Genomic DNA, 26,150 nt, shown 5'->3' with positions numbered 1-26,150 from the left:
TCCAACCGGCACGCAATGAAGGTCGCGTCCGACATCACAAAAACACCAGACTCTCTAAGCCAGAGGGCTCGGACTTCGAGTTAGAAGGTCAACGTCGCTGGCCGGTTTGACCGGACGGCGGTCTCAGAAGTCTGTCAGGCGGCGAAACGACGGATCACCGCCATCGCGCCAATAATAACGAGCGTGCCTCCGAGCCAGAGGATTCCGATGACAGGTCCACCGACCTCTCTCAGGAGCTGGCCGCTCCAGGCGATCCATCCATCGGCTGCGTTAAGCGACGCCATCCAACCCGAAATTGCTGCGAGTACGGCGTAGCTCGCGAGAGCTAACAGCGACCACGCCGTTATCAGTGCGACAGCGCCGTAGCGGACGATGCGGGCAAGCTTGACCGTGCTGCGCGGGTTAAGGTTCATGGCGATTTCCTCTTCCGTCGTAGAGCGTTCCCGGCGTCTTCTTTTTCGCGGCCATTCTCCGCTTCCGCTCGTCCCGGCGTCGCTGTAGATCCGCGCGGATTTTATGGCGCATCCTGCCGATCTCCTGGGAGAGCGCGCTCAGCATGGCGTAGTCGCGATCGCCCCGCATCAGCATGTCGCCAAGACGCCATTTAAGGGCTCGATATTGCCCGGCGACGCTGCCGAACAATCTGGCCCCCGTCGCGCGCAGACCGCTGCTGCCCTGATCCGGTCGAGGAGTTTCCTTTGCCTGCATGGCGGTCACGTCAGGTTTTCCCTGAAATAAGTGGACGGAACGTACGGCGACGAACGACGGGGATGGATTTCATTTCGCCGAGCCGGTTCATCCGCTCGATGAGCTCGATCTGGTCACGGAACCGGAGCTTCAGCCGTTTCAACGCGCTCAGTCGAACGTGATCGGGCGCGGGCCGGGCCTGCTCGTCTTCGATCCGGGCCTGGACGGTGGCCCTTCGATGGCGAAGCGACTTTATGAACTGGTCCATAGGATGTCCTCCTCTACCTGTTGATGACGAAGAGATGGCGCCGTCCGCTCGATAGTTCCAATTGATTGTTGCAATTCAATCGATAGTCTATACCTAAGGGTCATGCCGTTTCGTCCGACGCTCCGCCAGCTCGAATATGTCGTCGCCGTCCACGATCTGAAGCATTTCGGCCGAGCCGCTCGACACTGCAACGTCTCCCAGCCGACGCTGTCGGTTCAGATCTCGCTGGTGGAGCAAGGGCTCGGAATGCCGCTTTTCGAGCGAACTTCCTCGCATGTCGCTGCCACCCCCGCAGGCGAAAAGCTCGCGAAGGGGGCACGTCTCCTGCTCTCATCCCTAGACGACCTGTTGAATGACCTGTCCACACAGGCCGCCGCACTGGGGGGAGCCATACGGCTCGGAACGCCGCCTACGTTTGGTCCCTATTTCCTGTCGAGGCTTCTGCCAAGGCTGCACGAGCAGTATCCAGGACTTCAGATCTACGTCCGCGAGGACAACCCGGCTGCCCTGGAAGCTTCGGTGGCCGATGGCAGCCTCGACTGCGGCGTTGGCCCTTCGCCGGAGCGCCCTGGATTGGCTTTCTGGCGCATTGGAAGGGAGAGGCTTTATCTCGGAGTGCCCGCGGAGCATCCGCTCGCGGCGAAGTCCAGTGTCAGCCTGGGCGCGCTCGCCGGTGAAAAACTGCTCGCGCTTGGCCGTGGTCACCGACTGCTGGAAAATGTCCGACACCTCGCGGAAGCGTCCGGCGCGCGCATCATCGACGACTTCGAAGGAACAAGCCTAGATGCGATTCGCCAAATGGTATCCATCGGAATGGGACTGTCCCTGTTCCCGGAACTGTACGCCAAAGCCGAGTTCCGCGCGCAGGACGACGTGACGCTGCTTGAGTTCGAGGACTGGAACGAACAGCGCGATGTCGGTCTCTATTGGCGTGAAGGTAGTGGACGAGAACGCCACTATCGGGCGATAGCGGACGCCGCTGACCTCGTGGCGGCCACGCTCGGGCTTCGTTGAGCTGCAGAAAGATCGCCCGAGCGAACGCGCAAAGGGCAGTAGCCCGATCAGAATTTGGCACCTTCAGCCTTGTGCCCTTTCTGAACGTCAACACCTGGGGTCGGATGTCCGCATTCCATGTTTTCGCAATGCTAAGCGGCCAGTCGGCACCCGGTCCCGCACTATCTCTTAATTGGCCATGTTGGCCAATGGGAGAAGTGTTTTGGGTATTTCACAGTATGACCCAATCGCCAAAGGTCGGCCAGCCTGGAACGCAGGCAAACAAGTCGGCGTCAAACGACCGCTCAAAGTGAAGCAAATCTGGCTGATCCGGTTCTTCCTGGATCGTGAAGGACGGATGTGGGACCGGGCTTTGTTTGACCTCGCAATCGACAGCAAACTTCGCGGCTGTGATCTCGTCAAAATGAAAATCGGATCGCTTGTCTCCGGCCCGGTAATACGGACCCGATCAATGGTGATCCAGCAGAAGACCGGTCGGCCGGTGCAGTTCGAGATCACCGCAGACACGAGGGCAGTCTGCTCGCGTGGCTCGAGCGTCGTGGTGGTAGTGTCGATGACTACGCGTTTCCATGCCGAATTGATCGCGACCGGCACCTCAGCACGCGACAGTATGCACGACTGGTCGATGAATGGGTTTCAGCGATTGGACTGCGTCCCGACGAATACGGAACGCATTCACTACGCCGCACCAAGGCTGCCTTGATCTACAAGGCTACCGGCAATCTCAGAGCTATTCAGATATTGCTTGGCCACACCAAGATTGACAACACCGTTCGATATCTCGGGGTAGATATCGACGACGCGCTGACGCTCGCCGAGACGACGGAAATCTAAAACCTCCGGCCTCGCTAGACATCGCGGGACCGGATTCAGCAACGCGCCTCGTTCAGGTCATTCGCCCACCCAATCTAACGTCCCGAAAGCTACCGGTCCGCTAGGCAACGGCTCATGGGAACGGGGTCAGTTATCGCCACCGCTGCCGCCATAACGGTCGGGCCGCTCTCGGCCCAATGCTGACATTACGTTTCGAACGCTTGCCAATCAGCACATTGGGACCGAGATTCACGCGCATCGTGCTCAACACGCGGATCGATATTGGCCAAATATAAGACAGATGAACGATGGAGCAACCTAAGTGCTTGTAAGTTTTGGTACGCCCAAGGGGGAATCGAGCCACTCTGCCGCCGTGAAAGAGACGCCGCTTGCGCCGTTGCGGTCTCCACAATCTCGCTAAGCGCGCCACTGCAAGATTTTTTCTCCCGCGGGGGTGACACGACCACTAATAAGCTCGATCAGCTTCCTGTCCCAAACGAGGAGCGCGTTCTGAACACGATCACTTAACTGGGGTCGGCTGTAGTGTCTCACCAATGTGCGAGTGTCCCTCGACCCACGCTGGTGCCCGACAACAGCAGCTATGGTGTCGAGAGAAATTCCTAATTCATCCATGGCGCTCACGACTGTCCGACGAATATCGTGTGAACTGAAGCGAGCGCACGGGAGCTTCCTCTTTTTGAGCGCCTGACCCACATCTGTGGCAGCTAGTGGCCGGCCGGAAACAGCCGTTCGGAACAATGGGCCGTTCTTACGAACCCGGAACGCCTTTTCCACAATGTCGCGTCCCATACCTACCAGAGGTGTAATCCGCTCCTGCTTATTTTTCGATCGTGTTTTGGGAAGAATCCAGATCAGATTGTCCCCTTCAAAGCGGAGTTCTGCGACATCTATACCTGCGACTTCGCCAATACGAGCACCAGTACACAGCTGCAGCCGTAAGGCTGTGATGCAATCCTGAGGCATATTTCCTGCACCGTCATCGAGCCAATCCCATAGAGCCTTGATCTCATCGGGCGATAGAACTCGATCGCGCGGTTCACCGCGCCCATAGCTTTCGCTTCCTGCAGTTGGGTCGGTTTCAACGAATCCTTTTGCGACACCCCACCGATACATCGCTCCGATGACCTGCCGACGCTTTTCTGCTTCACGCGGATACTGGTCGGCCACAGGGTCGAGCAACCGGCTGATTTCTCCCCGCGTGAGATTTTCTGCTAACGTATTGAGTTTGGAGGACAGTGCTCGCTTTAGTCGCCGCTCCATGTCAGCTGCTGTCCGCAGCATTCCACCTTTTCGATTGGGGCTGGCGATGCTCTGAGCATAGAGAGTAATGAATTGATCAATGGTCATCGACGCGTCTTGCGCAGCACGCTCCTTTGACTCCTCCAACAATAGGTCGATACCAAGCCGCGCAGCCCTCAAAACGGCTGCTGCCCGCTCACGCGCCTCCACTATCGACAGCCCTTTCCGGCCGTTCGGATCGCAAGACCCAAGTGAGACACTCTTGGTGTGCTTGCCCTTGATGCGATAGGCCATATTCCATGTCATGCCCCCGGAAGGTGCTACCCGTACGCGCAACCCGACCTGGCCTATGTCGGGGACATAGTATGCCGTAGTCCGTGGACGCAGCGCGGCCAGAGATGTGGCTGTCATTCGCTTGGTAGTTGCAGTGCCCATTCGTTCGAAGCCTTAGCCGTAGCAACATCATAGCAACAATTTTTCTGGAAGCGAGTGGACACCGAAAAACAGCTGTGGACGGTAACATATGGATTATGTTGCCGAATAGGCTCCGGCCAAGACACCAGAAAACAGAGCTGGACTCTAATTCAAGGGCTGGATGCAGACATGGCTGGTCCACATGCGCGACCCGCTTCTGTTGATGCGCGAGCTGGGAGCCGGGTCGTTCCTCATCGGGCAGATCCTGTTCGCCGGCATGGTGCTGTCGGCGCTGGCCCATCCGTTCCTTCTCGTGACCGGGCTGATCCTGGTCGTCGATCTGGCGCTTGCCCGCCCCACCGGCGCGTGGAAGTCGATGCTCCTGACCGTCGACGTCGTCAACGTCGCCTGCGGCTATCTCTCCTTCCTGCTGCTTGGCTGGCAGGTTCTCGGATTGCGCGAGAAGCTCGGCTTCTGGAAGGTGGTGCTGTTCACGCCGGTGTATTGGCTGATGATGTCGGCGGCCGCCTGGCGCGCCGTCTGGCAGCTTTGGCGCAAGCCCCATCTTTGGGAGAAGACGCCGCACCGTCCGGTGCGGGGCGCGGTTCCTCCCGAACCGGCCTGATCGCTATCCGAGCATCAGTTTCGGCCCCTCGCCGACAATCTTGGGGTCCGGCTTGCCGATTGCGTCGAGGTCGCGCCCCGTATAGTCGAGCGCCCTCAACACATGGCGGATGACCTCGATGCGCGCCCGCCTCTTGTCGTTGGAGCGCACCACGGTCCACGGCGCGTGCCCGCTGTGGGTCTCCTTGAGCATCAGGTCGCGCATCCTAGTGTAGTCGTCCCAGCGCGTGATGCCGGCTATGTCCATCGGCGAGAATTTCCAGTTCGTCAGCGGGCTGTGACGGCGGTCGTGGAACCGCTTCAGCTGCATCTCCTGCCCGAGATTGAGCCAGACCTTGAAAAAGCGGATGCCTTCGCTGACGATCATCTTCTCGAAGCGCGGAGTTTCCTTCAGGAACTGCTTGTGCTGCTCCGGCGTGCAGAAGCCCATGACGGGCTCGACGCCCGCGCGGTTGTACCAGGAGCGGTCGAAAGTGACGAACTCGCCCGCGGTCGGGAAATGCGCCACATAGCGCTGATAGTACCACTGGCCGCGCTCCGTTTCGGTCGGCTTGGTCAGCGCCACGTTGCGGGCCGTGCGCGGGTTCATGTAGTAGCGCATCGCGCCGATCGTGCCGCCCTTGCCGGCGGCGTCGCGGCCTTCGAAAAGGATGAGCACGCGATTGCCCGAGGAATGCTGCCATGCCTGCAGCTTCACTAGCTCGGTCTGCAGCAGCTCCAGCGTTTTCTCGTAATCCTCCATCTTCAGCTTCTTGTCGTAGGGATAGCGATCCGAGGTCAGCGCATTGTTTTCGACCCAGTCGGGCAGCACGGGATTGTCTATGTCGAAAACGCGCTCGACGCCCGCCACCCTTATCTTCAGCGGCCCCGTTGCCTTCGGCTCGTCCTGGGTCTTTGCGGTTGCCATCGGTGGTGAACCCTTTCCTGTAGCGGGAGTCATGCTATTGGGAGCCTCCGGGGCGGTCCAGAGCCAAATTCTGACCGTCGAGCGCCGATTGGAAGCCGATGGCCGATACCAGACGGGAAGAACGGACGCGCCGCTTGTTGAGCCTTGCCGCCGGGCGGCTGGCGCACAACCGCTGGATGTTGGCGGCGGGCGCCGCGGCCGTGATCGCGGTCGGCCTTGCGGCGGGCGTCTCCGCCTCCCTCGCCGCCGCGGCGCTTCTGTTCCTGCTTGTCGTCGCCCTGCTGGCGCCCCGCCGCACGCGCAGGGAACGCCAGGCCGACCGGGCCGCCGCAAGCGAGACCGGCAGGCTGGACGGCCTGTCGGCGCAGAGCCTGGCGGAGGCGGTCGGCGATCCACTGATCATCTTCGATACGGCAGGCGTCGCCGTCCATGTCAATGACGCGGCGCGTTCGGCCTTCGGGCCCCTCGCACCCGGGTTGTCGCTGCTGATGAAGTTCCGCGCCCCCGAGATACAGCCAGCGATTGAACGCGTTCGCACGGGTGCGGCCGTCTCCGAGGTCGTCGATTATGTCGAGCGTGTGCCGATCGAACGGGTCTACAAGGTCACCGTTTCGGCGATCGGGCGCGGCACCGGGCTTTTCGTCATGGTCTTCAAGGACCAGAGCGAGGCGCGCCGCATCGACCGCATGCGCGCCGACTTCATCGCCAACGCAAGCCACGAGCTCAGAACGCCGCTCGCTTCCATTTCGGGCTTCGTCGAGACGTTGCGCGGTCCGGCCAGGAACGACGCCGCCGCGCGCGACCATTTCTTGCAGATCATGCAGAACCAGACGGCCCGCATGGCAAGGCTGATCGACGATCTGCTGTCGCTGTCGCGATTGGAGATGAAGCCTTACCTGCCGCCGGGAGCGAGCGTCGACGTGCGCGAGATCGTCCAGAGCGTGATCGATTCCCTGTCCCCGCTCGCCAGGGAATCCGGTGTCGTCATCGAGCGGGCCTTCGGCGACGACCCTATCCAGGCGCACGGGGACCGTGACGAGCTGTTCCAGGTATTCGAGAACCTGCTCGAAAACGCCTGCAAATACGGCCAGTCCGGCGGGCGAGTGGTGGTTTCGATCGAGCGGGCGAACGCGCTGGACCCGGAAATCGCCGTCACCATCCGCGATTTCGGACTAGGCATACCGGAGGAGCACATCCCGCGCATCACCGAGCGCTTCTACCGCGCGGACGTGGACAACAGCCGCGCGCAGAAGGGTACCGGGCTGGGGCTTTCGATCGTCAAGCATATTCTGACCCGCCACAACGCGCGGCTGGCGATCAAATCCACGGTCGGCGAGGGGGCTTCATTCACTGTGCATCTGCCGGTGAAGCGAGGCGATCAATAGGTCGTGCGGCCGCCCGAAAGATCGAAGACCGACGCGGTGGTGAAGCTGTTCTCGCGGCTGACCAGCCAGGCGACCATGGCAGCGGCCTCGTCGACTTCGAGAAAACGCCCGCGCGGTATGCGCACTAGCATATAGTCGATGAATTCCTTGGTCAGGGTTTCGAGGATCCGCGTGTTGGCGGTGGCGGGCGTCACCGCGTTGACGGCGATGTCGAACTTCGCGAGTTCCTTGCCGAGCGACTTGGTGAGGCCGATGACGCCGGCCTTGGCGGCGGAATAGGCCGAGAGGTTCGGATTGCCTTCCTTGCCGGCGACCGACGAGATGTTGATGATGCGGCCGTAGTTCCTGGCCTTCATCGACGGGATCACCACCTTGTTCACGTAAAATGTGCCGTTGAGGTTGATCTCGACCACCCTGCGCCACTCGTCCGGATCGTAGTCTTCGAGCGTGGCGTTGTTGCCGGCGACGCCGGCGGAATTGACCAGGATCGACACCGGCCCGACCTCCGCCTCGGTCTCGGCGTGGGCTCTCTTCAGCCCTTCGAGATCGGTGATGTCGACGATCTTGGTGGCAGATCCGTCACCGAGCGCCGACGTGGCCGCGGCGAGCGCTTCGGCGTTCAGATCCCACAGGCTGACCTTGGCGCCGGAGGCGATGAGCCGCCGGGCAATGGCGAAGCCGATGCCTTGCGCGCCCCCGGTGACGACCGCGGTCTGGCCGCCCAAATCGATGTTGTTCATTCAGAATCCTCCGCTGACGCATTCGATGATGTGGCCCGCTCGGCGCTCGATGGGAATATCCGCCGACGCCGGACAGCGAGGTCGGGCGGGCAGACTCAGATGGTCGGAAGTATTTAGCCGGAAAGTCCGGCGGCCGCGAGTATCTCGGCAGGCGGCGTAACGTGCCCATGCGGCTTTACATAGCGCGGATCGATGGCCCGATAGCCGAGACGCCTGCCGAGCGGCGCGAGAATGCCGAGCGCGATCTTCTGAACCGCCGGAGGTGGATTGGTGAAGACGATGACATCGGCGAATTCGCTGGCGATCACCGCGCCCTGAAGTAGTCCCGGCCGCCCCTTGCGGTCGACCTTCCCGTCATTGGCGAGGCCGAACAGCATGCCGATCAGCATCTCGAAGCGGTTGGGGTCGATGTGGGCGGCGCCCGGAGCGGCGTCGACTTCGACGAGCACATAGGCTTCATCGGTTTTGCTCGAATTCCACCAGTCATGGACTACGCCAGGTTCGACAAGCACCGACTCACCGGCCTTCAGCGCCATCGTCCGGCCAGCGATGCGTGTGTCCAGCGTGCCTTCCAAGACGGTGAATTTCTCGATCATGAACGGGTGAAAGTGCTCGCCGACCACGGCGGCGCCCGGGCGCGCGGTCAAGTGTGCAATGCCGGGTCCGCCGCCGCGGTCATCGCTGCCGCGCAGGACGATGGCATATTCGCCGGTGACCCGGTTCTCGTAGATGTCCCCACAACGCGACATCGGCCCTCCTCACGGCGGCCCACAACGCGCAACAGGCTATCGTAGTTTTGTTGCGGGACGGTGCCGTTCGAAACGGGAATTGCTCTCAGCCGGTTTCTTTTTTCTGTCATCTGGTTAGCCTATCAGGAACGATCGACAACCCTGCCGCTTTGAGTCGCCGCAATGAACACGCATATCGTCCGCTCCTATGACGAGGATCTGAAATACCTCGGCAACCGCCTCGCGGCGATGGGCGGCCATGCCGAGCGCATGGTCGACCAGGCGGTGCTGGCGCTCGTCAACTCGGATGCCGGCCTTGCCAGGAAGGTCATCGCCGACGACGAGTTCCTCGACGATACGCAGCGCGAAATCGACGACAAGGCGATCCTGCTGATCGCCAGGCGCCAGCCGATGGCCGACGATCTGCGCGAGGTGATCGGTGCGATCCGCATCGCGGCCGATCTCGAACGCGTCGGCGATCTCGGCAAGAACATCGCCAAGCGGGTCGTCGCGGTCACCGAGGCGCGCCAGCCGCTCAGCCTGTTTCGCGGGTTGCAGGCGCTGGCCGAACTCGCGCTGACGCAAATTAAGGAAGTGCTCGACGTCTACGCCTCGCGCTCGGTCGAGCGCCTCACCTTCATGCGCGATCGCGACGACCAGATCGATGCGATGTACACCTCGCTGTTTCGCGAGCTGCTGACCTACATGATGGAAGACCCGCGCAACATCACGCCCTGCACGCACCTGCTGTTCTGCGCCAAGAACATCGAGCGCATCGGCGACCATGCCACCAACATCGCCGAGACGATCTACTATGTCGTCACCGGCGAGCAGCTGCCGATCGAACGGCCCAAGGAAGACAAGAGCCACAAGGTCGTTCTTCCCGAAGCGTAGAAGCGCGGGGCAGGGCGCCGCGGCGCCCTATCGCCATATTGCCCTGTCAGCGGCTCCGCCGCCGTTCGGCCGCCGGCTGGAACGCGATCCTCGAATGATATGTGCAGTAGGGGCCCGTCTCGGCGGCATCATTGCCGCAGAAGGAAAATTCCTCGGTCAGCGGGTCGCCGTTCGGCCATTTGCAGGTCCGCTCGGAGAGCTGCACGAGCTGAAGACGGCGCGAGATCGGCACCACCACGTTCTCGGTCGGCCGCGTGTGATACCGCGCGACCGGCTCGGTGTCGAACTGCGCCTGCAGGGCGGTTGCGCCGATCGTGGTGATGGAGCGCGTGACGGTTGCCGCGCGGCTGACGCTTTTCGTGCCGGCCGCCGCTGAGGCGGTCTTCTTCTGCCGCGGCGACGCCGTCGTCGTGCGGCCACGGCTCGACAGTTTCAGCCGGTGGACCTTGCCGATGACGGCGTTGCGCGTGACGGAGCCGAGCTGGGCGGCGATCTGGCTGGCGCTCAGCCCCTCCGACCACAGTTTGCGCAGAAGTTCGACCCGTTCGTCTGTCCAGTTCATGGCTAGATCGCTCCAGTGGGCGTGCGGAATCCGGAATCCATCAGCGCCCGGCGCTGCCGGGTTCGACACCACATATACGCTTCGGATTAGGGTTGCCGCACGAGATATAGTTTTTTGTTGGCTTCAAATTACCCTATTGCATGACTCGGTGACAAGAGTCCGAAATGCAACACGAATCGGTTTTTTCGGTTTTCCCCAACTTGCCCGGGTGCATGTCCGGACTAGCGGGGAAAGCTTGCCACGCGCCCGGATGCGCGACGTTTTCGTTGACTTCACCGCCGAAACCCACAATATGATCCCGGACGGCCGCCGCGTGGGCGGCTTTTTGATTTTTTGGCCGCTACGCGGGCGAGAAGCCGCCTTCGCGGCATTGCCCGGATACCGGTTCCGGAGACGCATATAATGAGCGGTTCGGCGCTTTTCGATACCTTCGCGCGTGCGCCCCTGTCATTCGACCGGGGCGAGGGCAGCTGGCTGGTCGCCAACGACGGCCAGCGATACCTCGATTTCGGCGCCGGCATCGCCGTCAATTCGCTCGGCTACAGCCATCCGCACCTGGTCGCCGCGCTTACCGAGCAGGGGGCCAAGCTGTGGCACCTCTCCAACCTCTACGAGATACCCGGCCAGACACGCCTTGCCGAGCGGCTCGTCGCGTCGACCTTCGCCGACAAGGTATTTTTCACCAATTCCGGCGCCGAGGCGGTCGAGGGCGCGATCAAGACCGCGCGCCGCTATCAATATGTCAACGGCCACCCCGAGCGGTTCCGCACCATCACTTTCGAAGGCGCCTTCCACGGCCGCACGCTCGCGGCCATCGCCGCCGGCGGACAGGCGAAATATCTGGAGGGTTTCGGGCCTAAGGCCGACGGCTTCGACCAGGTCCCCTTCGACGACATCGACGCCGCCGAGAAGCTGATCGGCCCCGAGACCGCCGCGATCATGCTCGAGCCCATCCAGGGCGAGGGCGGCATCCGCGCCTTCCCGACACAGTCGCTGAGGCGCCTGCGCGAGCTCTGCGACAAGCATGGCCTGCTGCTCATCTTCGACGAGGTGCAGACAGGCGTCGGCCGCACCGGCAAGTTCTTCGCCTATGACTGGTCTGGCGTCGCGCCCGACATCATGGCGGTCGCCAAGGGCATCGGCGGCGGCTTCCCGATGGCCGCCGTGCTCGCCACGGAAGCGGCAGCCAAGGGCATGACGACCGGTATCCACGGCACCACCTTCGGCGGCAATCCGCTGGCCATGGCGGTCGGCAACGCCGTGCTCGACGTGGTGCTGGCCGACGGTTTCCTCGACGAGGTCAACCGCAAGGCGCTGCTCTTGAAGCAGGGCCTCGCATCGATCGCCGACGAGTTTCCCGGCGTGATCGCCGAAATCCGCGGCCAGGGCCTCTTGCTCGGCATCAAATGCAAGGTGCCGAACACGACCCTCAACGCGGCTTTGCGCCAGGAGAAGCTCCTGGCCGTGCCGGCCGGCGACAACGTCATTCGCCTGCTGCCTGCGCTGACCGTCACCGATGCGGACATCCGCGAAGCGCTCGACCGCATCCGTGCCGGCGCCGCGGCGGTGTCGGCTTCGTTCGCCGCCGCCGCGAACTGAACCGGGAGCGATCGAATGCCGGGTGACATCCGCCACTTCACCGATCTTTCGGCTATTCCGGCTGCCGACCTGCGCGGCATGCTCGACGACGCCGCGGCGCGCAAAGCGCGGCTCAAGGCCGGCGAGCGCTCCAAGCCGCTCGACGGCAAGGTGCTGGCGATGATCTTCGACAAGCCTTCGACCCGCACCCGCGTCTCCTTCGACGTCGGCATGCGCCAGCTCGGCGGCGAGACGATCATGCTGACGGGTACGGAGATGCAGCTAGGCCGCTCCGAGACCATCGCCGACACGGCGAAGGTGCTGTCGCGCTATGTCGACGCCATCATGATCCGCACCACCGATCACGCGCGGCTGCTTGAACTCACCGAGCATGCGACGGTGCCCGTCATCAACGGCCTCACCGACGACACGCACCCCTGCCAGCTGATGGCCGACATCATGACCTTCGAGGAGCATCGCGGTCCGGTCGCCGGCCGAACGATCGCCTGGACCGGCGACGGCAACAACGTGCTGCATTCATGGCTCGAAGCCTCGGCGCGCTTCTCCTTCAAGCTCAATGTCGCGGTGCCCGAAGGCAGCGAACCGCGGGAGAAATATGTCGGCTGGGCCCGCGCCAATGGCGGCGTCGTCCAGATGTCGCACGTGCCGGAGGAAGCCGTCGCCGGCGCCGACTGCGTCGTCACCGACTGCTGGGTCTCGATGAACCAGGAGCACCGCGCGCGCGGCCACAACGTCTTCGGCGCCTACCAGGTCAATGCCGCGCTGATGGCCAAGGCCCGGCCCGAGGCGCTGTTCATGCATTGCCTGCCGGCGCACCGCGGCGAGGAGGTCACCGACGAGGTGATCGACGGGCCGCATTCGGTCGTCTTCGACGAGGCCGAGAACCGCCTGCACGCCCAGAAGGCGGTGCTGGCCTGGTGCCTCGGCGCTTGAACCGACGGTCGGTCATGCCTATCTCACGCGCATCCCAGAAAACCAGGGCGTAGCGCGCATGCTTCCGCGACGGCGGCATCGCGGGACGCTGGCGATGTGCCATGTTGGAAACCGCGCAATTGTCTGATCGAACCAGAAAACTCGGCGACTTCGGCTATGCCGGCGACGATCATGTCGTTCCCTTCGAGGTCGGCCCGCTCGACGCGCGCGGACGCGTCATTCAGCTCGGCCCGCTGCTCGACGGCATTCTTGGCCGTCACGATTATCCCGAGCCCGTGGCGCGGCTGCTGGCGGAAGCCTGCGTCGTCGCGGTGCTGCTCGGCTCGTCGCTGAAGTTCGAGGGCAAGTTCATCCTGCAGACGCGCACCGACGGTCCGGTCGACATGCTGGTCGCCGATTTCAGCACGCCCGGCTCGCTGCGCGCCTATGCGCGCTTCGACGCCGACCGGCTCGATGCGTTGACGGCCGCCGGCGAGACCGCGCCCGGCACCCTGCTCGGACAAGGCATTCTCGCGCTCACCATCGACCAGGGCGAGCATACGCAGCGCTACCAGGGCATCGTCGAGCTCGACGGAACGACCCTGCAGGACGCCGCGCACAGCTATTTCCGCCAGTCCGAGCAGATCCCGACGGAGATCAGGCTGCAGGTCGCTAAGCTGGTTCGTCCGGGCCAAGGCGAGCACTGGCGCGCCGGAGGCATGATCGCGCAGTTCCTGCCCGAGGCGCCGGAACGGCTACGCATGGGCGATCTGCCAGGCGGCGACGGCGCGCCGGAGGCCGAGGCGCCGATCGACAATGCGTGGCGCGAAGTCCAGGCGCTGACCGGCACGATCGAGCCGGGCGAGCTGATCGACCCGACCATCGAGCCCGAGCGGCTGCTCTACCGGCTGTTCCACGAGCACGGCGTGCGTGTCTTCCCGGGCGTGCATGTCGCCGACGAATGCTCCTGCTCGCGCGACCGCATCCGCGGCATCCTCGAAGGCTTTTCCGCCGAGGAGATCGTGGAGAGCACCGAGGACGGCAGGATCGCGATCAATTGCGAGTTCTGCTCTAAAGGCTATGAGTTCGACCCGGCCGAATTCCTGGCCGCGAACTGACAAGGCGCGATCCCTCTCCCGCGCACCGGGGGAGAGGGATCGCCGAGCAAGCCGAAGTAGCTACACCTCCACCCGCCGCGCATACTCGCTGATCAATCCCTCATAGGCGTCCATCGGCGGCAGCGCCTCGTAGCTGTGCACGGCCGCGGTCGTCGCCATGGCAGCTTTTCGCTGGTCCATGTCTCGACGAAGGGCGTCGACCAGCTCGCATCGTCGAGCATGGTCGGACGCAGGTTGATGAACCAGTCGATGCCTTCGGGCCGCGTGAACATCCAGCTCATGCACCAGCCGCAGAAATAATGCCTGGACGCGCCGTGCAACCCACCGATGACCGTCTCGCCCCGGGTTACTTCGAAACCGTCTGCGGGAATGGCGGCGCTCAGCGAAAACGCGCTGGAACTCATGCGCTGGCAGCCCGTGCAGTGGCACGCCATCGTCAGCAAAGGCCGCTTCGTCACTTTGAGGCGAACGCGCCCGCAGTGGCAGCCCCCCTCCTTCGCGACATTATCCATTGCAGCATTCCATCCTTCGCATCCTTTCAAGTCTCGCGACTGCGCTTCTGGACGCGTCGCGGTTCCTGGACGTTCCCTCAGTTCAGGCTGCGCGGCTTGCCCGGCAGGTCGAGCGAGAAGGCGGGAATGTCGATATCGAAGAGCTCGCCTTTGCCGTTGCGCATCGTGTAGCGGCCGACCATAATGCCGGACGGCGTCGAAAGCGGGCAGCCCGACGTGTACTGGTAGCTGTCGCCCGGATCGAGTTCCGGCTGATCGCCGACGACACCCGGCCCGCGCACTTCCTCGACCCGCCCCTTTCCATCGGTGATGTGCCAGTAGCGGGAGATGAGCTTCACCGGCTCGTCGGACTGGTTGTCGATGGTGATGCGATAGGCCCAGACATAGCGGTTCTCTTGGGGATCCGACCGGTCCTCCAGATAGAAGGGCACCACGCTGACGGCGATGTTGCGCGTAACGGCGCTGTACATGGATCAGGCTCCGGCCATCGGTGCTGCACATTTCCGGTTCGTCGGCAGAGGGTCAATCTCCAATGGCGCCGCACGGCTGGCGCGCGAAACAAGTTCGGTTAGTCTTGTTCAAGACATCATAGGCCGGATTGTGACCTCCGTCGCACGCTTTGACGACGACAGATAGGGCAGACACGACGATGCAGCAGTACGAGTTTCGCGCATTGGCGCTGACATTCCCCGAAGCGACCGAGTCCAGCCACTTCGAAACGGCGGATTTTCGCGTGCGCAACAAAATCTTCGCGACGCTGCGCGAGTCCGACGGCCGCGCGGTGCTGAAACTGTCACCCGACGAGCAGCAGCTCGTCATGGCGACCTCATCAGGCATGTTCGAGCCGATCAAGGGCGCGTGGGGCATGAAGGGCTGGACGCGGGTCGTGCTCGACCGCGCCGAGGCCGAAACCGTCCGTCACGCCATGGCCATGGCCTGGCGTTCCGTCGCGCCGAAGAAGCTTGTTGGCCGCTGACGGCCTACGCCGCCCTCTCCAGCGCCTCGCCAATATCCGCAATCAGGTCGTCCGCGTCCTCCAGCCCGACCGAAAGCCGCAGCGTGCCGCCGCCGATGCCGAGTTCGGCGCGCGCCTCGTCGGTCAAATTCTTGTGCGTCGTGGTGGCCGGATGCGTGATCAAGCTCTTGGCGTCGCCGAGATTGTTGGAAATCTTGATGACGTCGAGCGTGTTCTGGAGCCCGAACGCCGATTTCTTGCCGCCCTTGAGGTCGAAGCAGACCAGCGTCGAACCGCCGGTCATCTGCTTCTTCACGATTGCCGCCTGCGGATGGTCGGCCCGGCCGGGATAGATCAGGCGAGAAATCTCAGGGCGCGTGGCGAGGAAATCCGCGATCCTGGCCGCGCTCTCGGTCTGCTGGCGCACCCGCACCGGCAACGTCTCCAGCCCCTTCAGCAGCGTCCAGGCGTTGAAGGGCGAGAGGCTGGGGCCGGTGTGGCGGAAATAGTCGTGCAGATTCTTGTCGATCCACTCCTTGTCGGAAAGCACGACGCCGCCGAGGCACCGCCCCTGGCCGTCGATATGCTTGGTCGCCGAATAGACGACGATATGCGCGCCGAGTTCGAGCGGCTTCTGCTGCAGAGGGGTGGCGAAGACATTGTCGACGACCAGCCGCGCGCCGATCGAATTGGCGAGCGAAGCGACCGCCGCGATGTCGACCACTTCGAGTGTCGGGTTGGTGGGACTTTCGAGGAAGAAGATCTTCGTGTTCGGGCGGACCGCCTTTTCCCAGTTGGCGATGTCGGTGCCGTCCACCAGCGTCGACTCGATGCCGTATTTGGGGGCCAGCGTCTCGATCACCCAGCGGCAGGAGCCGAACAGCGCCCGCGCCGCGACGATATGGTCGCCGGCCTTGAGGCTACACAGGACCGCGGCTGTCACAGCCGCCATGCCCGACGCCATGGCGCGCGCGTCCTCCGCGCCTTCGAGCGCGCACATGCGCTTCTCGAACATGTCGACGGTGGGATTGGCGTAGCGCGAATAGATGAAGCCGGGTTCTTCCCCCTTGAAGCGGGCTTCGGCGGCTTCCGCCGTCTCGTAGACATAGCCCTGCGTCAAATAGATCGCTTCCGAGGTCTCGCCATGCTGCGAGCGCAGCGTGCCCGAATGCACGAGCTGCGTCGCCGGCTTCCAGTTGCGCTTCTCTTTGGTCATCGACATGCCCCAACAACAAAAAACCGGCCGCGAAAGTCGCAACCGGTCCATATAGCCTTGCGGCCCGACGGTCCTTTAGCGACTTGTTTAACGTGGCTGCAAGCCGACCGGCCAAATCACCACGGGATAAAGAGCCCTTTAGACCTGTCGCCGGCTTGCGTCAATCGCGCCGGTTGCTAAACCACTGGGCCAGCGCGGCATGCCGGGACGTTTCCGGGCCGGCTGCGCTGCATGGAGACGCGGGCGTTGCGCCAGACAGGCATCCTTCCCGACACCGAGATCGCGGCGCTGTTCCAATCCGGCGCGCTGGCGTCGGCGCGTCCGCGCGACGGCGACCAGATCCAGCCAGCCAGCCTCGATTTGAGGCTCGGCGAGAAGGCCTGGCGCGTGCGCGCGAGTTTTTTGCCGGGTCCGGCCAGCAAGGTTGCCGACAAGCTCGACCGGCTGAAGCTGCACGAGATCGACCTCGCCGATGGAGCTGTCCTGGAAACCGGTTGCGTCTATATCGTACCGCTGCTCGAAGGCCTGAACCTGCCGGGTCATATCTCGGCCTCGGCCAACCCGAAAAGCTCGACCGGCCGTCTCGACATCTTCACCCGCGTCATGACCGACATGGGCCGCGAGTTCGACAAGATACCGGCAGGCTATTCCGGCCCGCTCTATCTCGAAGTCAGTCCGCGAACCTTCCCGATCGTCGCGCGCACCGGCTCGCGGCTGTCGCAGATACGCTTCCGCACCGGCAACGCGCTGCTCTCCGGAGGCGAGCTTGAGATCCTGCATCGCGCCGAGACGCTGGTCGCCACCGAGCCGCCGAACATTTCCGGCGGCGGCATCGCGCTGTCGATTGACCTCAGCGGCGAGAAGGACAGCCTGATCGGCTATCGCGGCAAGCATCACACCGGGCTGGTCGACGTCGACAGGCGCGCCGTCCACGAGGTGCTCGACTTCTGGGAGCCGCTCTACAATCATGGTGCGCCGGAACTCGTGCTCGATCCCGACGAATTCTACATCCTGGTCAGCCAGGAGGCGGTGCACGTGCCCCCGCTCTACGCCGCCGAGATGACGCCATACGATCCGCTGGTCGGCGAGTTCCGTGTCCACTATGCCGGCTTCTTCGATCCGGGCTTCGGCCATTCGCAGGCCGGCGGCACCGGCAGCCGCGCCGTTCTGGAGGTCAGGAGCCACGAGGTTCCCTTTATTCTCGAGCACGGCCAGATCGTCGGACGGCTGGTCTACGAGCACATGCTGGCGCGCCCGAAGGCGCTCTATGGCACCGACCTCGGCTCGAACTATCAGGCGCAGGGTCTGAAGCTGTCGAAGCATTTCAAGGCTTAGCCCGGCTACACACCCCTCCCGCGCCGTGCGGGGCGGCCGGTCCTTATGTTTTCCTTATCCCCGGCTGCGCGATTCCCAGTAGAGATTTGACGCCGGTCGAGCCCATATCCCGAAGCTGAAACCAGTTTCGGAGACCACCATGTTCGACATTCTTTACCTCGCGATTGGGCTCGGCACATTCGTCCTGCTCGCGCTTTTTGCGCGCAGCCTCGGCCGCATCTGAGGTGGCGCGATGATTGAACCCCTCCTCGGTCTCGCCGTCGCGCTAGGGCTCGGCATTTATCTTCTCATTACGCTGATCAGGCCCGAGCGCTTCTGATCGCCGCTCCCGGAGCAATTTCATGACACTCATCGGCTGGCTGCAGATCGGCCTTCTTTTCGTCGTCGTCGCCGCATTGGTGAAGCCGCTCGGCCTTTTCATGGCGCGCGTCTTTTCCGGCGAACGAACCTTCCTTTCCCCCGTGCTCGCCCCGGTCGAGCGGGGGTTCTATGCCGCTGCCGGCGTCGATGCGAAGACGGAGCAGGGCTGGCTCGCCTATGCACTCTCCGTGCTCGCCTTCTCGATGGCGGGCTTCGCCGCGCTCTACGCGATCCTGCGCCTGCAATTCTACCTGCCGCTCAACCCGCAGGGCTTTGCCGGCATGGCGCCCGATCTCGCCTTCAACACGGCGGTCAGCTTCGTGACCAACACCAACTGGCAGGCTTATGGCGGCGAGACGACGCTCAGTCATTTCAGCCAGATGGCCGGCCTGACGGTGCAGAATTTCGTCTCCGCCGCCGCCGGCATCGCGATGGCGCTCGCCGTGACGCGCGCCTTTGCGCGCTCGGCGGTCCAGACCGTCGGCAATTTCTGGGTCGATCTCACCCGCGCCACCCTCTACGTGCTTCTGCCCCTCTCGATCATCGTGGCCATCGCCTTCGTCGCGATGGGCTTGCCGCAGACGCTCGACGCGTCGGTCACCGCGACCACGCTCGAAGGCGCGCAACAGACGATCGCGCTCGGCCCGGTCGCCAGCCAGGAGGCGATCAAGCAGCTCGGCACCAATGGCGGCGGCTTCTTCAACGTCAATGCCGCGCATCCGTTCGAGAACCCGACAGCGCTGTCGAATTATCTGAACATCGTCTGCATGCTCGGAGTTTCAGCGGCGCTGGTCTATGCCTTCGGCCAGATGGTCGGCGACCGTCGCCAGGGCTGGGCGTTCCTGGCCGTGACCGGAATCATGCTCGTCGTCGCGATGGGCTCGATCTACTGGGCGGAGACATCAGGCAATCCAATCCTGACGACGCTCGGTGTCGACCCGGCGCTCGGCAACATGGAGGGCAAGGAAGTTCGCTTCGGCCAAGCCATGACGGCCGCCTACGCGGCTGCCACGACCGGCCTCTCCGACGGCGGCGTCAACGGCATGCACGGCTCCTTCACCGGCCTCGGCGGCCTCGTGCCCATGTTCCTGATCCAACTGGGCGAGGTGCTGCCCGGCGGCGTCGGCTCGGGCCTCTATGGTCTGGTGGTGTTCGCGATCCTCGCGGTCTTCGTCGCCGGCCTCATGGTCGGCCGTACGCCAGAGCTGCTCGGCAAGAAGATCGAGAGCCGCGAGATGAAATACGCCATGCTCGCCGTGCTCGTCCTGCCGCTGGCGATCCTTGGCTTCACGGCGGTCTCGGCGATGCTGCCCTTTGCCGTTGCGAGTATCGGCACTGCCGGGCCGCACGGACTGTCGGAAATCCTCTACGGCTTCACCTCGGCGGCGGGCAACAACGGTTCTGCCTTCGGCGGCCTGTCGGCGAACACGGCCTGGTACAACACCACGCTCGGCATCGCCATGCTGCTCGGACGCTTCGCATATGTCGTGCCTGTCCTGGCGATCGCCGGCGCGCTGGCGGCCAAGACGCGCGGCACGGCCTCCGCCGGGACGTTCCCGACCCATACGCCGCTCTTCGTCGGCCTGCTGATCGGCGTCATCCTGATCCTCGGCGGCCTGCAGTTCTTCCCGGCGCTCGCGCTCGGACCCATCGTCGAGCATTTCGCGATGCTCAACGGCCAGACTTTCTAAAGGACCCATTCCATGTCCAGACATCCCGCAATGGCCCAAAGCCTTTTCGATCCGGCAATCCTGCTGCCGGCTGTCAGGCAGGCTTTCCTGAAGCTCGACCCGCGCCAACTGATGCGCAATCCGGTCATCTTCGTCACCGAAGTGGTCGCGGCGCTGGTCACGCTGTTCTTCCTGCGCGATCTCGCTGTCGGAAACGGCGGAGCGTCCTTCTCCGGTCAGATCGCCGTATGGCTCTGGTTCACCGTGCTGTTTGCCACTTTCGCCGAGGCTGTGGCGGAGGGGCGCGGCAAGGCCCAGGCCGACAGCCTGCGCCGTGCCAAGACGCAGCTCACCGCGCGCAAGCTGACCAAGCCGGACGGCATCGAGGTGATCGAGATTCCTGCCACCGACCTCAGGGTCGGCGACATGGTCATCGTCGAGGCCGGCGAGCTGATCCCCGGCGACGGCGAAGTCGTCGAAGGCGTGGCCTCGGTAAACGAAAGCGCCATCACCGGCGAGTCCGCGCCTGTCATCCGCGAGTCGGGCGGCGACCGTTCGGCGGTGACCGGCGGCACCCAGGTCCTGTCCGATTGGCTCAGGATCCGCATCACCGTGGCGCCGGGCTCCAGCTTCGTCGACCGCATGATAGCGCTGATCGAAGGCGCCGAGCGGCAGAAGACGCCGAACGAGATCGCGCTGTCGATCCTGCTGTCCGGCCTGACGCTGATATTCCTGATCGCCGTCGTCACGCTGTGGGGGCTGGCCGGATATTCCGGCACCGTGCTCACCGTGACCGTGCTGGCGGCATTGCTGGTCACGCTGATCCCGACCACGATCGGCGGGCTTCTCTCGGCGATCGGCATCGCCGGCATGGACCGCCTGGTGCGCTTCAACGTCATCGCGACGTCCGGACGGGCCGTGGAGGCCGCCGGCGACGTCGATACGCTGCTGCTCGACAAGACCGGTACGATTACCTTCGGCAACCGCATGGCCAGCGACTTCCTGCCGGTCGACGGCGTCACGCAGGTCGAACTGGCCGATGCGGCCATGCTTGCCAGCCTCGGCGACGAGACGCCGGAAGGCCGCTCGATCGTGGCGCTCGCCATGGGCGAATTCGGGCGCAAGCAGCCCGAAGCAGCACCCGATGCCGTCGTGCCCTTCGCCGCCGAGACGAGACTGTCCGGCGTCGACGTGGGTGGGCGGCGGCTGCGCAAGGGCGCGGTCGACGCCGCACTGAGGTTCGCCGGCGTCGACGGAAGGGATGCGCCCGCCGAATTCCGGCAGGCCGTCGACAGGATCGCCCGCACCGGCGGCACCCCGCTCGCCGTGGTCGACGGTACGCGCCTGCTCGGCGTCATTCACCTGAAGGACGTGGTGAAGCCCGACATCAAGGAGCGCTTCGCGGCGCTCCGCGCCATGGGCATCCGCACGGTCATGGTGACCGGCGACAATCCGGTGACGGCCGCGGCGATCGCCTCGGAAGCCGGCGTGGACGATTTTCTTGCCGAGGCCACGCCCGAGCAGAAGCTTGCCTTCATCCGCAAAGAACAAAAGGGCGGCCGGCTGATCGCCATGTGCGGCGACGGCACCAATGACGCGCCGGCGCTGGCGCAGGCCGATGTCGGCGTCGCCATGCAGTCCGGCACGCAGGCCGCGCGCGAGGCCGCCAACATGGTCGACCTCGACTCCAGCCCGACCAAGCTGATCGAGATCGTCGAGATCGGCAAGCAACTCCTGATGACGCGCGGGTCGCTGACGACCTTCTCCATCGCCAACGACGTCGCCAAGTATTTCGCCATCATCCCGGCGCTGTTCGTCACCACATATCCGGCGCTGGCGGCGCTGAACATTATGGGGCTGGCCTCGCCGCAATCGGCCATCCTGTCCGCCGTCATCTTCAACGCGCTGATCATCGTTGCCCTGATCCCGCTTGCCCTGAAGGGCGTCGCCTACCGTCCGGTCGGCGCCGCCGCTCTCCTGCGCCGCAATCTTCTGGTCTACGGGCTCGGCGGCCTGATCCTGCCTTTTGCCGGCATCAAGCTTGTCGACCTCGCCATCTCAGCTTTTCATCTGGTGTAACCATGCTCACTCAACTGCGCCCCGCAATCGTGCTCACCCTCGCTTTCATCGTGCTGACGGGACTGGCCTATCCGCTTGCGATCACCGGCATCGGTCAGATCGCCTTCCCGGCGCAGGCCAACGGAAGCCTGATCCGAAACGGCGAAACGGTCATCGGTTCGGCGCTGATAGGACAGAATTTCGTGTCCGACCGCTATTTCTGGCCGCGGCCGTCGGTCACCGCCGATGCGCCCTACAATGCCGGCGCGTCGACCGGGTCGAATCTCGGCCCGACCTCGGCCAATCTCGCGGCCCGCGTGAAGACCGATGTCGAACGGCTTGCCGCCGCGGGCATTGCCGGACCGGTGCCGGCCGATGGCGCCACTGCCTCGGGCTCCGGTCTCGATCCCGACGTCTCGCCGGAATTCGCGGCCGCGCAGATAAAGCGTGTCGCCGCCGCGCGCGGCGTTGCGGAAACGGAGCTTGTCGCCCTGGTCGATCGCTTCACGGAAGGCCGCTTGCTCGGTATTGTCGGTGAGCCGCGCGTCAACGTGCTGCGGCTCAACCTGGCGCTCGATGCGCCGAAGTCCTGAAATGGATCATGGGCGACGCAAACCGTAGAGCCGAAAACCGACCCGATCCCGACGCTCTGCTTGCGCTTGCCGGCGGCGAAGGCCGCGGCAAGCTGACGCTTTTTCTCGGCGCCGCGCCGGGAGTCGGCAAGACCTTCGCCATGCTGACGCGCGCCCGCCGCCTCAGGGCCGACGGTGTCGATGTCGTCGTCGGCCTCGCCGAGACGCATGGCCGCAGCGAGACCGCGGCCCTGCTCGAAGGGCTTGAAGTGGTGCCGCGCCGGCAGATCATCCATCAGGGCCGGCAGATCGAGGAATTCGACCTCGACGCCGCGCTGGGCCGCCGGCCCAACCTCATCATCGTCGACGAACTCGCGCATACCAATGCGCCCGACAGCCGCCATCCCAAACGATATCTCGATGTAGAGGAACTGCTCGCCGCCGGCATCAATGTCTGGTCGGCGATGAACATCCAGCATCTGGAGAGCCTGTCCGATGTCGTCGCGGAGATCACCGGTATTCCCGTGCGCGAGCGCGTGCCCGACATCATCCTGCAGCGCGCCGACGAAGTGCTGCTGGTCGATCTCGCGCCGGCCGAACTGATCGAGCGGCTGAAGGAAGGCAAGGTCTATCTTCCCGAGAATGCCCAACGCGCCGTCGACAGCTTCTTCCGGCTCGGCAACCTGACGGCGCTGCGTGAAATGGCGTTGCGCCGCACCGCCGACCGCGTCGACGACCAGATGGTCGACTATCTGAAACAGAACGCGATCGAGGGCCCCTGGCAGACGACCGAGCGGCTGCTCGTCTGCATCGGCGCGGACCTGCTGTCCGGAAAGGTCGTGCGCACGGCGGCCCGCCTGGCGTCGGGACTGAACGCGCCCTGGCTGGTGATCTCGATCGAACGCGCCGACAGCCCGCCCCCGCGTCCCGAGATCACGCAGCGGCTGGCGGCGACCTTCAAACTGGCGGAAAGCCTGGGGGCCGAGACGCGCCGGGTGACCGGGCGGGATTTCGTGGAGGAAATCCTCCGAACCGCGCGCCGCGAGCATGTCACGCAGATCGTCATCGGCGGACGCCGCCAGGGCTTTCTTGCGGGTCTTCTGCGCAAGTCGCTGCCGGATGCGCTGATCGAGCGAGTGTCCGGCCTCGGCATCCATGTCGTCACCAGCGAAGAGCCCGCCCCGCCGCGCAGCCCGGAGCGGCGTTGGCCAGGCTGGTTCAATCTCAAAGACCCCAAATGGGAGCTTGGCTTTCCCTTGGCCGCCGTCTCGGCCGCAACCTACCTGGGAACGTTGATCGAGCGTTTCGTGGATCTTCCCAACGTGTCGCTTCTTTATCTGCTTACCGTGCTCCTGTCGGCGGTCTATGCCGGTTATGTGGCGGCGCTGCTGGCGGCGACCCTCTCGGGCCTGGCCTATAATTTCTTCTTCATCCCGCCTTTCTACACATTCACGATAGCGTCGCCGCATGAGGTATTCGGACTGTTCATCTTTATCATCGCGGCTCTGATCGCCGGTGGACTGGCGTCGCGGCTGAGCGACCAGGCGGCGACCGCCGGCCGACGCGCCGCTTCGACGCAGGCGCTCTACGATTTCTCGCGAAAACTGTCGGGCACGGTCAATTACGAAGACGTGGTCTGGGCGGCGGTCGCGCAACTGCGGGCTTCGCTCAGGCGCGACGTCATGCTGCTGTCGGTGACCGGCGGCGATCTTTCCCTGTCCGGCGCCTGGCCCCCGGACACCGAACTCGACGTCACCGACATGATGGCGGCGCGCTGGGCGTTTGAGAAGAACGAGACGGCAGGCAACGGCACCGGCACGCTGCCCAACAGCCCGTTCCAGTTCCGTCCGCTCGGCGCGTCCGCCGGCGTGGCGGCCGTCGTCGGCTATCGGCAGGCAGGCAGGATACTGGGCGCGGAGGAAGAGCAGGTGCTCGGCTCCATACTCGACCAGACCGCGATTGCCATTGACCGCGCGCGCCTCTCCAAGGATAGCCTCGAACAGGCGGCGAAGCTTGAAGGCGAGCGGTTCAGCTCCGCTTTGCTGTCGTCGATCTCGCATGATCTGAAAACACCGCTGGCGACGATCACCGGAGCCGTTTCCAGCCTGCGCGAGCTAGGCGACAGGATGGAACCGGCGGTCCGCGACGACCTGCTGGCTTCCATTGGGGAGGAGAGTGACCGGCTGGCACGGTTCGTCGCAAATCTCCTCGACATGACCAGGGTCGAGTCTGGCACAGTCGGCGCGAAACGCGACTGGGTAGATGTCGGGGATGTCATCCACGTCACCCTGCAACGAGCGGCACGCTATTTTCCCGAGCGGAACATCGAGACGAGCATTGCCGACGGACTCCCGCTGATCCGGGGCGACAGCGTTCTCCTGGGGCAGGTGCTGTTCAACCTCATCGACAATGCGGTGAAATATGGCGGCAGCGAGCCGATCAGCATCTATGCGCGCGTCGAGGCGAACCATGTCGTCATCTCCGTTACCGATCTCGGCAGAGGCATCCCTCCCGAGGACATGAGCAACATCTTCGAAAAGTTCGTCAGGCACGGGAAACCGGACGGCAGAACGCCCGGGACCGGCCTCGGCCTTGCCATCGCCAGGGGGTTCGTCGAAGCGATGGGCGGAACGATAAGCGCGCAAAGCCCGGCGGTGAAGCGGCGCGGCACGCGCATCTCACTGCGCTTTCCGGTCGTCCCGGCCGGCGCCGACCCCGTGGAGGAAACATGAGCCGCGAGCGCATCCTCGTCGTCGACGACGAGCCGCAGATACAGCGCTTCCTGCGCCCTGCGCTGGAAGCGGCGGGCTATGACGTCGTGGAGGCGATGACAGGCGCCGATGCTTTGAGGGCTGCCGCGACGGCAGCCCCGTCGCTCATCATTCTCGATCTCGGCCTGCCGGACATGGACGGCAAGGACGTCATCGCAAGGCTGCGCGCCTGGTCGCAGGTTCCGGTCATCATCCTCTCGGCGCGGGACCGCGAAGCGGAGAAGATCGCCGCCCTGGATCTTGGCGCCGACGACTACATCGAGAAACCGTTCGGTATCGGGGAGTTGACGGCCCGCATGCGCACGGCGCTACGCCATCGCATCCAGGAGGATGGCGGCCTCACCGCGGTCAGCGTCGACGGCCTGACCATCGACACGGTCCGAAGGGTCGTCGAGCGCGACGGGACGGCGGTGAAGCTGACTCCGAAAGAATACGACCTGCTCGTGCTGTTGGCGCGGCACGCCGGCCGGGTCGTCACCCACAAGACTTTGCTGACCTCCGTCTGGGGCCCGGCCCACGGCGAGGACATGCATTACCTGCGCATATTCGTCAGCCAGTTGCGCGGGAAGATCGAACGCGACCCGGCGAACCCGAAGATCATTCGCACGGAGCCCGGCGTCGGCTACCGTTTCGTCACCGAATGAACTCGGGAGGAAGGGAAAGTCGGGCTTATCCTCCGCGGTTACTGTCCGCCGCGTTGCAGCGTTCAGCAGCGCGTCAGGGAGTTCGATGGGGCCAGAGCGAGAACATGTGCCGCAAAACCGGCTGTAAAGCCG

The 26,150-nt window shown here is 64.1% G+C and carries 24 protein-coding genes, 2 pseudogenes and 1 riboswitch; of the genes and pseudogenes, 15 read left to right on the top strand and 11 right to left on the bottom strand.

All coding sequences use genetic code 11. From position 1 onward, the window contains the following. Nucleotides 1-134 precede the first annotated feature (134 nt). From ABLE71_RS02805 to ABLE71_RS02795, 3 genes are read right to left on the bottom strand one after another with little or no spacing between them, the layout of a single operon-like run. The gene (locus tag ABLE71_RS02805) at nucleotides 135-413 is read right to left on the bottom strand and encodes a hypothetical protein (RefSeq protein WP_348781842.1); all 279 of its coding nucleotides are present in this window, start codon (nucleotides 411-413) and stop codon (nucleotides 135-137) included. After that, nucleotides 403-717, bottom strand: coding sequence for a hypothetical protein (locus ABLE71_RS02800; protein WP_348781841.1), 315 nt, complete (start codon nucleotides 715-717; stop codon nucleotides 403-405). The genes ABLE71_RS02805 and ABLE71_RS02800 overlap by 11 nt, the downstream gene beginning before the upstream one ends. 1 nt (nucleotide 718) lies before the next feature. Next, nucleotides 719-955 carry a YdcH family protein gene (locus tag ABLE71_RS02795; RefSeq protein WP_348781840.1) on the bottom strand — a complete coding sequence of 79 codons (237 nt, stop codon included), beginning with the start codon at nucleotides 953-955 and terminating at the stop codon, nucleotides 719-721. Nucleotides 956-1,057: 102 nt separating this feature from the next. Here ABLE71_RS02795 and ABLE71_RS02790 point away from each other — a divergent pair, with 102 nt between their 5' ends. Further along, nucleotides 1,058-1,969 (top strand): hydrogen peroxide-inducible genes activator, encoded by a 912-nt coding sequence (locus ABLE71_RS02790; RefSeq protein ID WP_348781839.1) that lies wholly within the window; start codon nucleotides 1,058-1,060, stop codon nucleotides 1,967-1,969. A gap of 202 nt (nucleotides 1,970-2,171) precedes the next feature. Beyond that, a pseudogene (locus ABLE71_RS02785) lies at nucleotides 2,172-2,803 on the top strand (tyrosine-type recombinase/integrase). Between the two features lie 396 nt (nucleotides 2,804-3,199). On the opposite strand, the gene ABLE71_RS02780 reads toward ABLE71_RS02785, so the two are convergent. Beyond that, entirely contained in the window at nucleotides 3,200-4,453 is a 1,254-nt protein-coding gene (locus tag ABLE71_RS02780; RefSeq protein ID WP_348783642.1) for an integrase family protein, read from the bottom strand. Between the two features lie 205 nt (nucleotides 4,454-4,658). On the opposite strand from ABLE71_RS02780, the gene ABLE71_RS02775 reads away from it, so the two are divergent. After that, nucleotides 4,659-5,081, top strand: coding sequence for a hypothetical protein (locus ABLE71_RS02775; protein WP_348781838.1), 423 nt, complete (start codon nucleotides 4,659-4,661; stop codon nucleotides 5,079-5,081). A gap of 3 nt (nucleotides 5,082-5,084) precedes the next feature. Here the strand turns inward: ABLE71_RS02775 and ppk2 are convergent, their stop codons facing one another. Then, a complete protein-coding gene (gene ppk2, locus ABLE71_RS02770; protein ID WP_348781837.1) occupies nucleotides 5,085-5,987 on the bottom strand; it encodes a polyphosphate kinase 2 in 903 nt (300 codons plus the stop codon). A gap of 98 nt (nucleotides 5,988-6,085) precedes the next feature. Between ppk2 and ABLE71_RS02765 the strand changes: the two genes are divergently transcribed. Next, nucleotides 6,086-7,372, top strand: a complete 1,287-nt coding sequence (locus tag ABLE71_RS02765) for an ATP-binding protein (RefSeq protein WP_348781836.1) — start codon at nucleotides 6,086-6,088, stop codon at nucleotides 7,370-7,372. On the opposite strand, the gene ABLE71_RS02760 is transcribed toward ABLE71_RS02765, so the two are convergent. Next, complete coding sequence (locus ABLE71_RS02760) at nucleotides 7,366-8,112, bottom strand: SDR family NAD(P)-dependent oxidoreductase (protein ID WP_348781835.1); 747 nt, start codon at nucleotides 8,110-8,112, stop codon at nucleotides 7,366-7,368. The genes ABLE71_RS02765 and ABLE71_RS02760 overlap by 7 nt on opposite strands. Nucleotides 8,113-8,225: 113 nt before the next feature. Then, complete coding sequence (locus ABLE71_RS02755; RefSeq protein WP_348781834.1) at nucleotides 8,226-8,861, bottom strand: cupin domain-containing protein; 636 nt, start codon at nucleotides 8,859-8,861, stop codon at nucleotides 8,226-8,228. Nucleotides 8,862-9,023: 162 nt separating this feature from the next. On the opposite strand from ABLE71_RS02755, the gene phoU reads away from it, so the two are divergent. Continuing rightward, entirely contained in the window at nucleotides 9,024-9,734 is a 711-nt protein-coding gene (phoU, locus tag ABLE71_RS02750) for a phosphate signaling complex protein PhoU (protein ID WP_348781833.1), read from the top strand. A 46-nt stretch (nucleotides 9,735-9,780) separates the two neighbouring features. Here the strand turns inward: phoU and ABLE71_RS02745 are convergent, their stop codons facing one another. Continuing rightward, nucleotides 9,781-10,296 (bottom strand): GcrA family cell cycle regulator, encoded by a 516-nt coding sequence (locus ABLE71_RS02745; protein ID WP_348781832.1) that lies wholly within the window; start codon nucleotides 10,294-10,296, stop codon nucleotides 9,781-9,783. A 402-nt stretch (nucleotides 10,297-10,698) separates the two neighbouring features. Here ABLE71_RS02745 and ABLE71_RS02740 point away from each other — a divergent pair, with 402 nt between their 5' ends. From ABLE71_RS02740 to ABLE71_RS02730, 3 genes are all read left to right on the top strand, one after another. Then, entirely contained in the window at nucleotides 10,699-11,895 is a 1,197-nt protein-coding gene (locus ABLE71_RS02740; protein WP_348781831.1) for an aspartate aminotransferase family protein, read from the top strand. Between the two features lie 15 nt (nucleotides 11,896-11,910). Then, complete coding sequence (gene argF, locus ABLE71_RS02735) at nucleotides 11,911-12,828, top strand: ornithine carbamoyltransferase (RefSeq protein WP_348781830.1); 918 nt, start codon at nucleotides 11,911-11,913, stop codon at nucleotides 12,826-12,828. A gap of 101 nt (nucleotides 12,829-12,929) precedes the next feature. Beyond that, nucleotides 12,930-13,925, top strand: coding sequence for an Hsp33 family molecular chaperone (locus ABLE71_RS02730; RefSeq protein WP_348781829.1), 996 nt, complete (start codon nucleotides 12,930-12,932; stop codon nucleotides 13,923-13,925). A gap of 60 nt (nucleotides 13,926-13,985) precedes the next feature. On the opposite strand, the pseudogene ABLE71_RS02725 reads toward ABLE71_RS02730, so the two are convergent. Then, nucleotides 13,986-14,437: pseudogene (locus ABLE71_RS02725) on the bottom strand (GFA family protein). Between the two features lie 77 nt (nucleotides 14,438-14,514). Then, a complete protein-coding gene (gene apaG / locus ABLE71_RS02720; RefSeq protein ID WP_348781828.1) occupies nucleotides 14,515-14,907 on the bottom strand; it encodes a Co2+/Mg2+ efflux protein ApaG in 393 nt (130 codons plus the stop codon). Nucleotides 14,908-15,086: 179 nt separating this feature from the next. Here apaG and ABLE71_RS02715 point away from each other — a divergent pair, with 179 nt between their 5' ends. Beyond that, entirely contained in the window at nucleotides 15,087-15,413 is a 327-nt protein-coding gene (locus tag ABLE71_RS02715) for an MmcQ/YjbR family DNA-binding protein (RefSeq protein ID WP_348781827.1), read from the top strand. Between the two features lie 4 nt (nucleotides 15,414-15,417). Here the strand turns inward: ABLE71_RS02715 and ABLE71_RS02710 are convergent, their stop codons facing one another. After that, a complete protein-coding gene (locus tag ABLE71_RS02710; protein ID WP_348781826.1) occupies nucleotides 15,418-16,608 on the bottom strand; it encodes an O-succinylhomoserine sulfhydrylase in 1,191 nt (396 codons plus the stop codon). 55 nt (nucleotides 16,609-16,663) lie between these two features. Beyond that, nucleotides 16,664-16,741, bottom strand: a riboswitch (SAM riboswitch). Nucleotides 16,742-16,839: 98 nt separating this feature from the next. Here ABLE71_RS02710 and ABLE71_RS02705 point away from each other — a divergent pair. From ABLE71_RS02705 to ABLE71_RS02680, 6 genes are all read left to right on the top strand, one after another. Continuing rightward, nucleotides 16,840-17,943, top strand: a complete 1,104-nt coding sequence (locus ABLE71_RS02705; RefSeq protein ID WP_348781825.1) for a 2'-deoxycytidine 5'-triphosphate deaminase — start codon at nucleotides 16,840-16,842, stop codon at nucleotides 17,941-17,943. A gap of 341 nt (nucleotides 17,944-18,284) precedes the next feature. Further along, nucleotides 18,285-19,994, top strand: coding sequence for a potassium-transporting ATPase subunit KdpA (gene kdpA / locus ABLE71_RS02700; protein ID WP_348781824.1), 1,710 nt, complete (start codon nucleotides 18,285-18,287; stop codon nucleotides 19,992-19,994). A gap of 12 nt (nucleotides 19,995-20,006) precedes the next feature. Continuing rightward, nucleotides 20,007-22,052 carry a potassium-transporting ATPase subunit KdpB gene (gene kdpB, locus ABLE71_RS02695; protein ID WP_348781823.1) on the top strand — a complete coding sequence of 682 codons (2,046 nt, stop codon included), beginning with the start codon at nucleotides 20,007-20,009 and terminating at the stop codon, nucleotides 22,050-22,052. A 2-nt stretch (nucleotides 22,053-22,054) separates the two neighbouring features. Next, nucleotides 22,055-22,624, top strand: coding sequence for a potassium-transporting ATPase subunit KdpC (gene kdpC / locus ABLE71_RS02690; RefSeq protein WP_348781822.1), 570 nt, complete (start codon nucleotides 22,055-22,057; stop codon nucleotides 22,622-22,624). Between the two features lie 8 nt (nucleotides 22,625-22,632). Continuing rightward, nucleotides 22,633-25,335 (top strand): sensor histidine kinase KdpD, encoded by a 2,703-nt coding sequence (locus ABLE71_RS02685; RefSeq protein WP_348781821.1) that lies wholly within the window; start codon nucleotides 22,633-22,635, stop codon nucleotides 25,333-25,335. Then, on the top strand, nucleotides 25,332-26,018 hold the full coding sequence (locus tag ABLE71_RS02680; protein ID WP_348781820.1) for a response regulator: 687 nt from the start codon (nucleotides 25,332-25,334) through the stop codon (nucleotides 26,016-26,018). Before ABLE71_RS02685 ends, ABLE71_RS02680 begins: the two co-directional genes overlap by 4 nt. Nucleotides 26,019-26,150: the final 132 nt, after the last annotated feature.

The sequence above is a fragment of the Mesorhizobium sp. KR9-304 genome (genome assembly GCF_040049215.1).
Classification (GTDB): domain Bacteria; phylum Pseudomonadota; class Alphaproteobacteria; order Rhizobiales; family Rhizobiaceae; genus Mesorhizobium_K.
The sequence above is the reverse complement of the archived record's forward strand: the minus strand, read 5'-3'. Positions and strand labels throughout refer to the sequence as shown.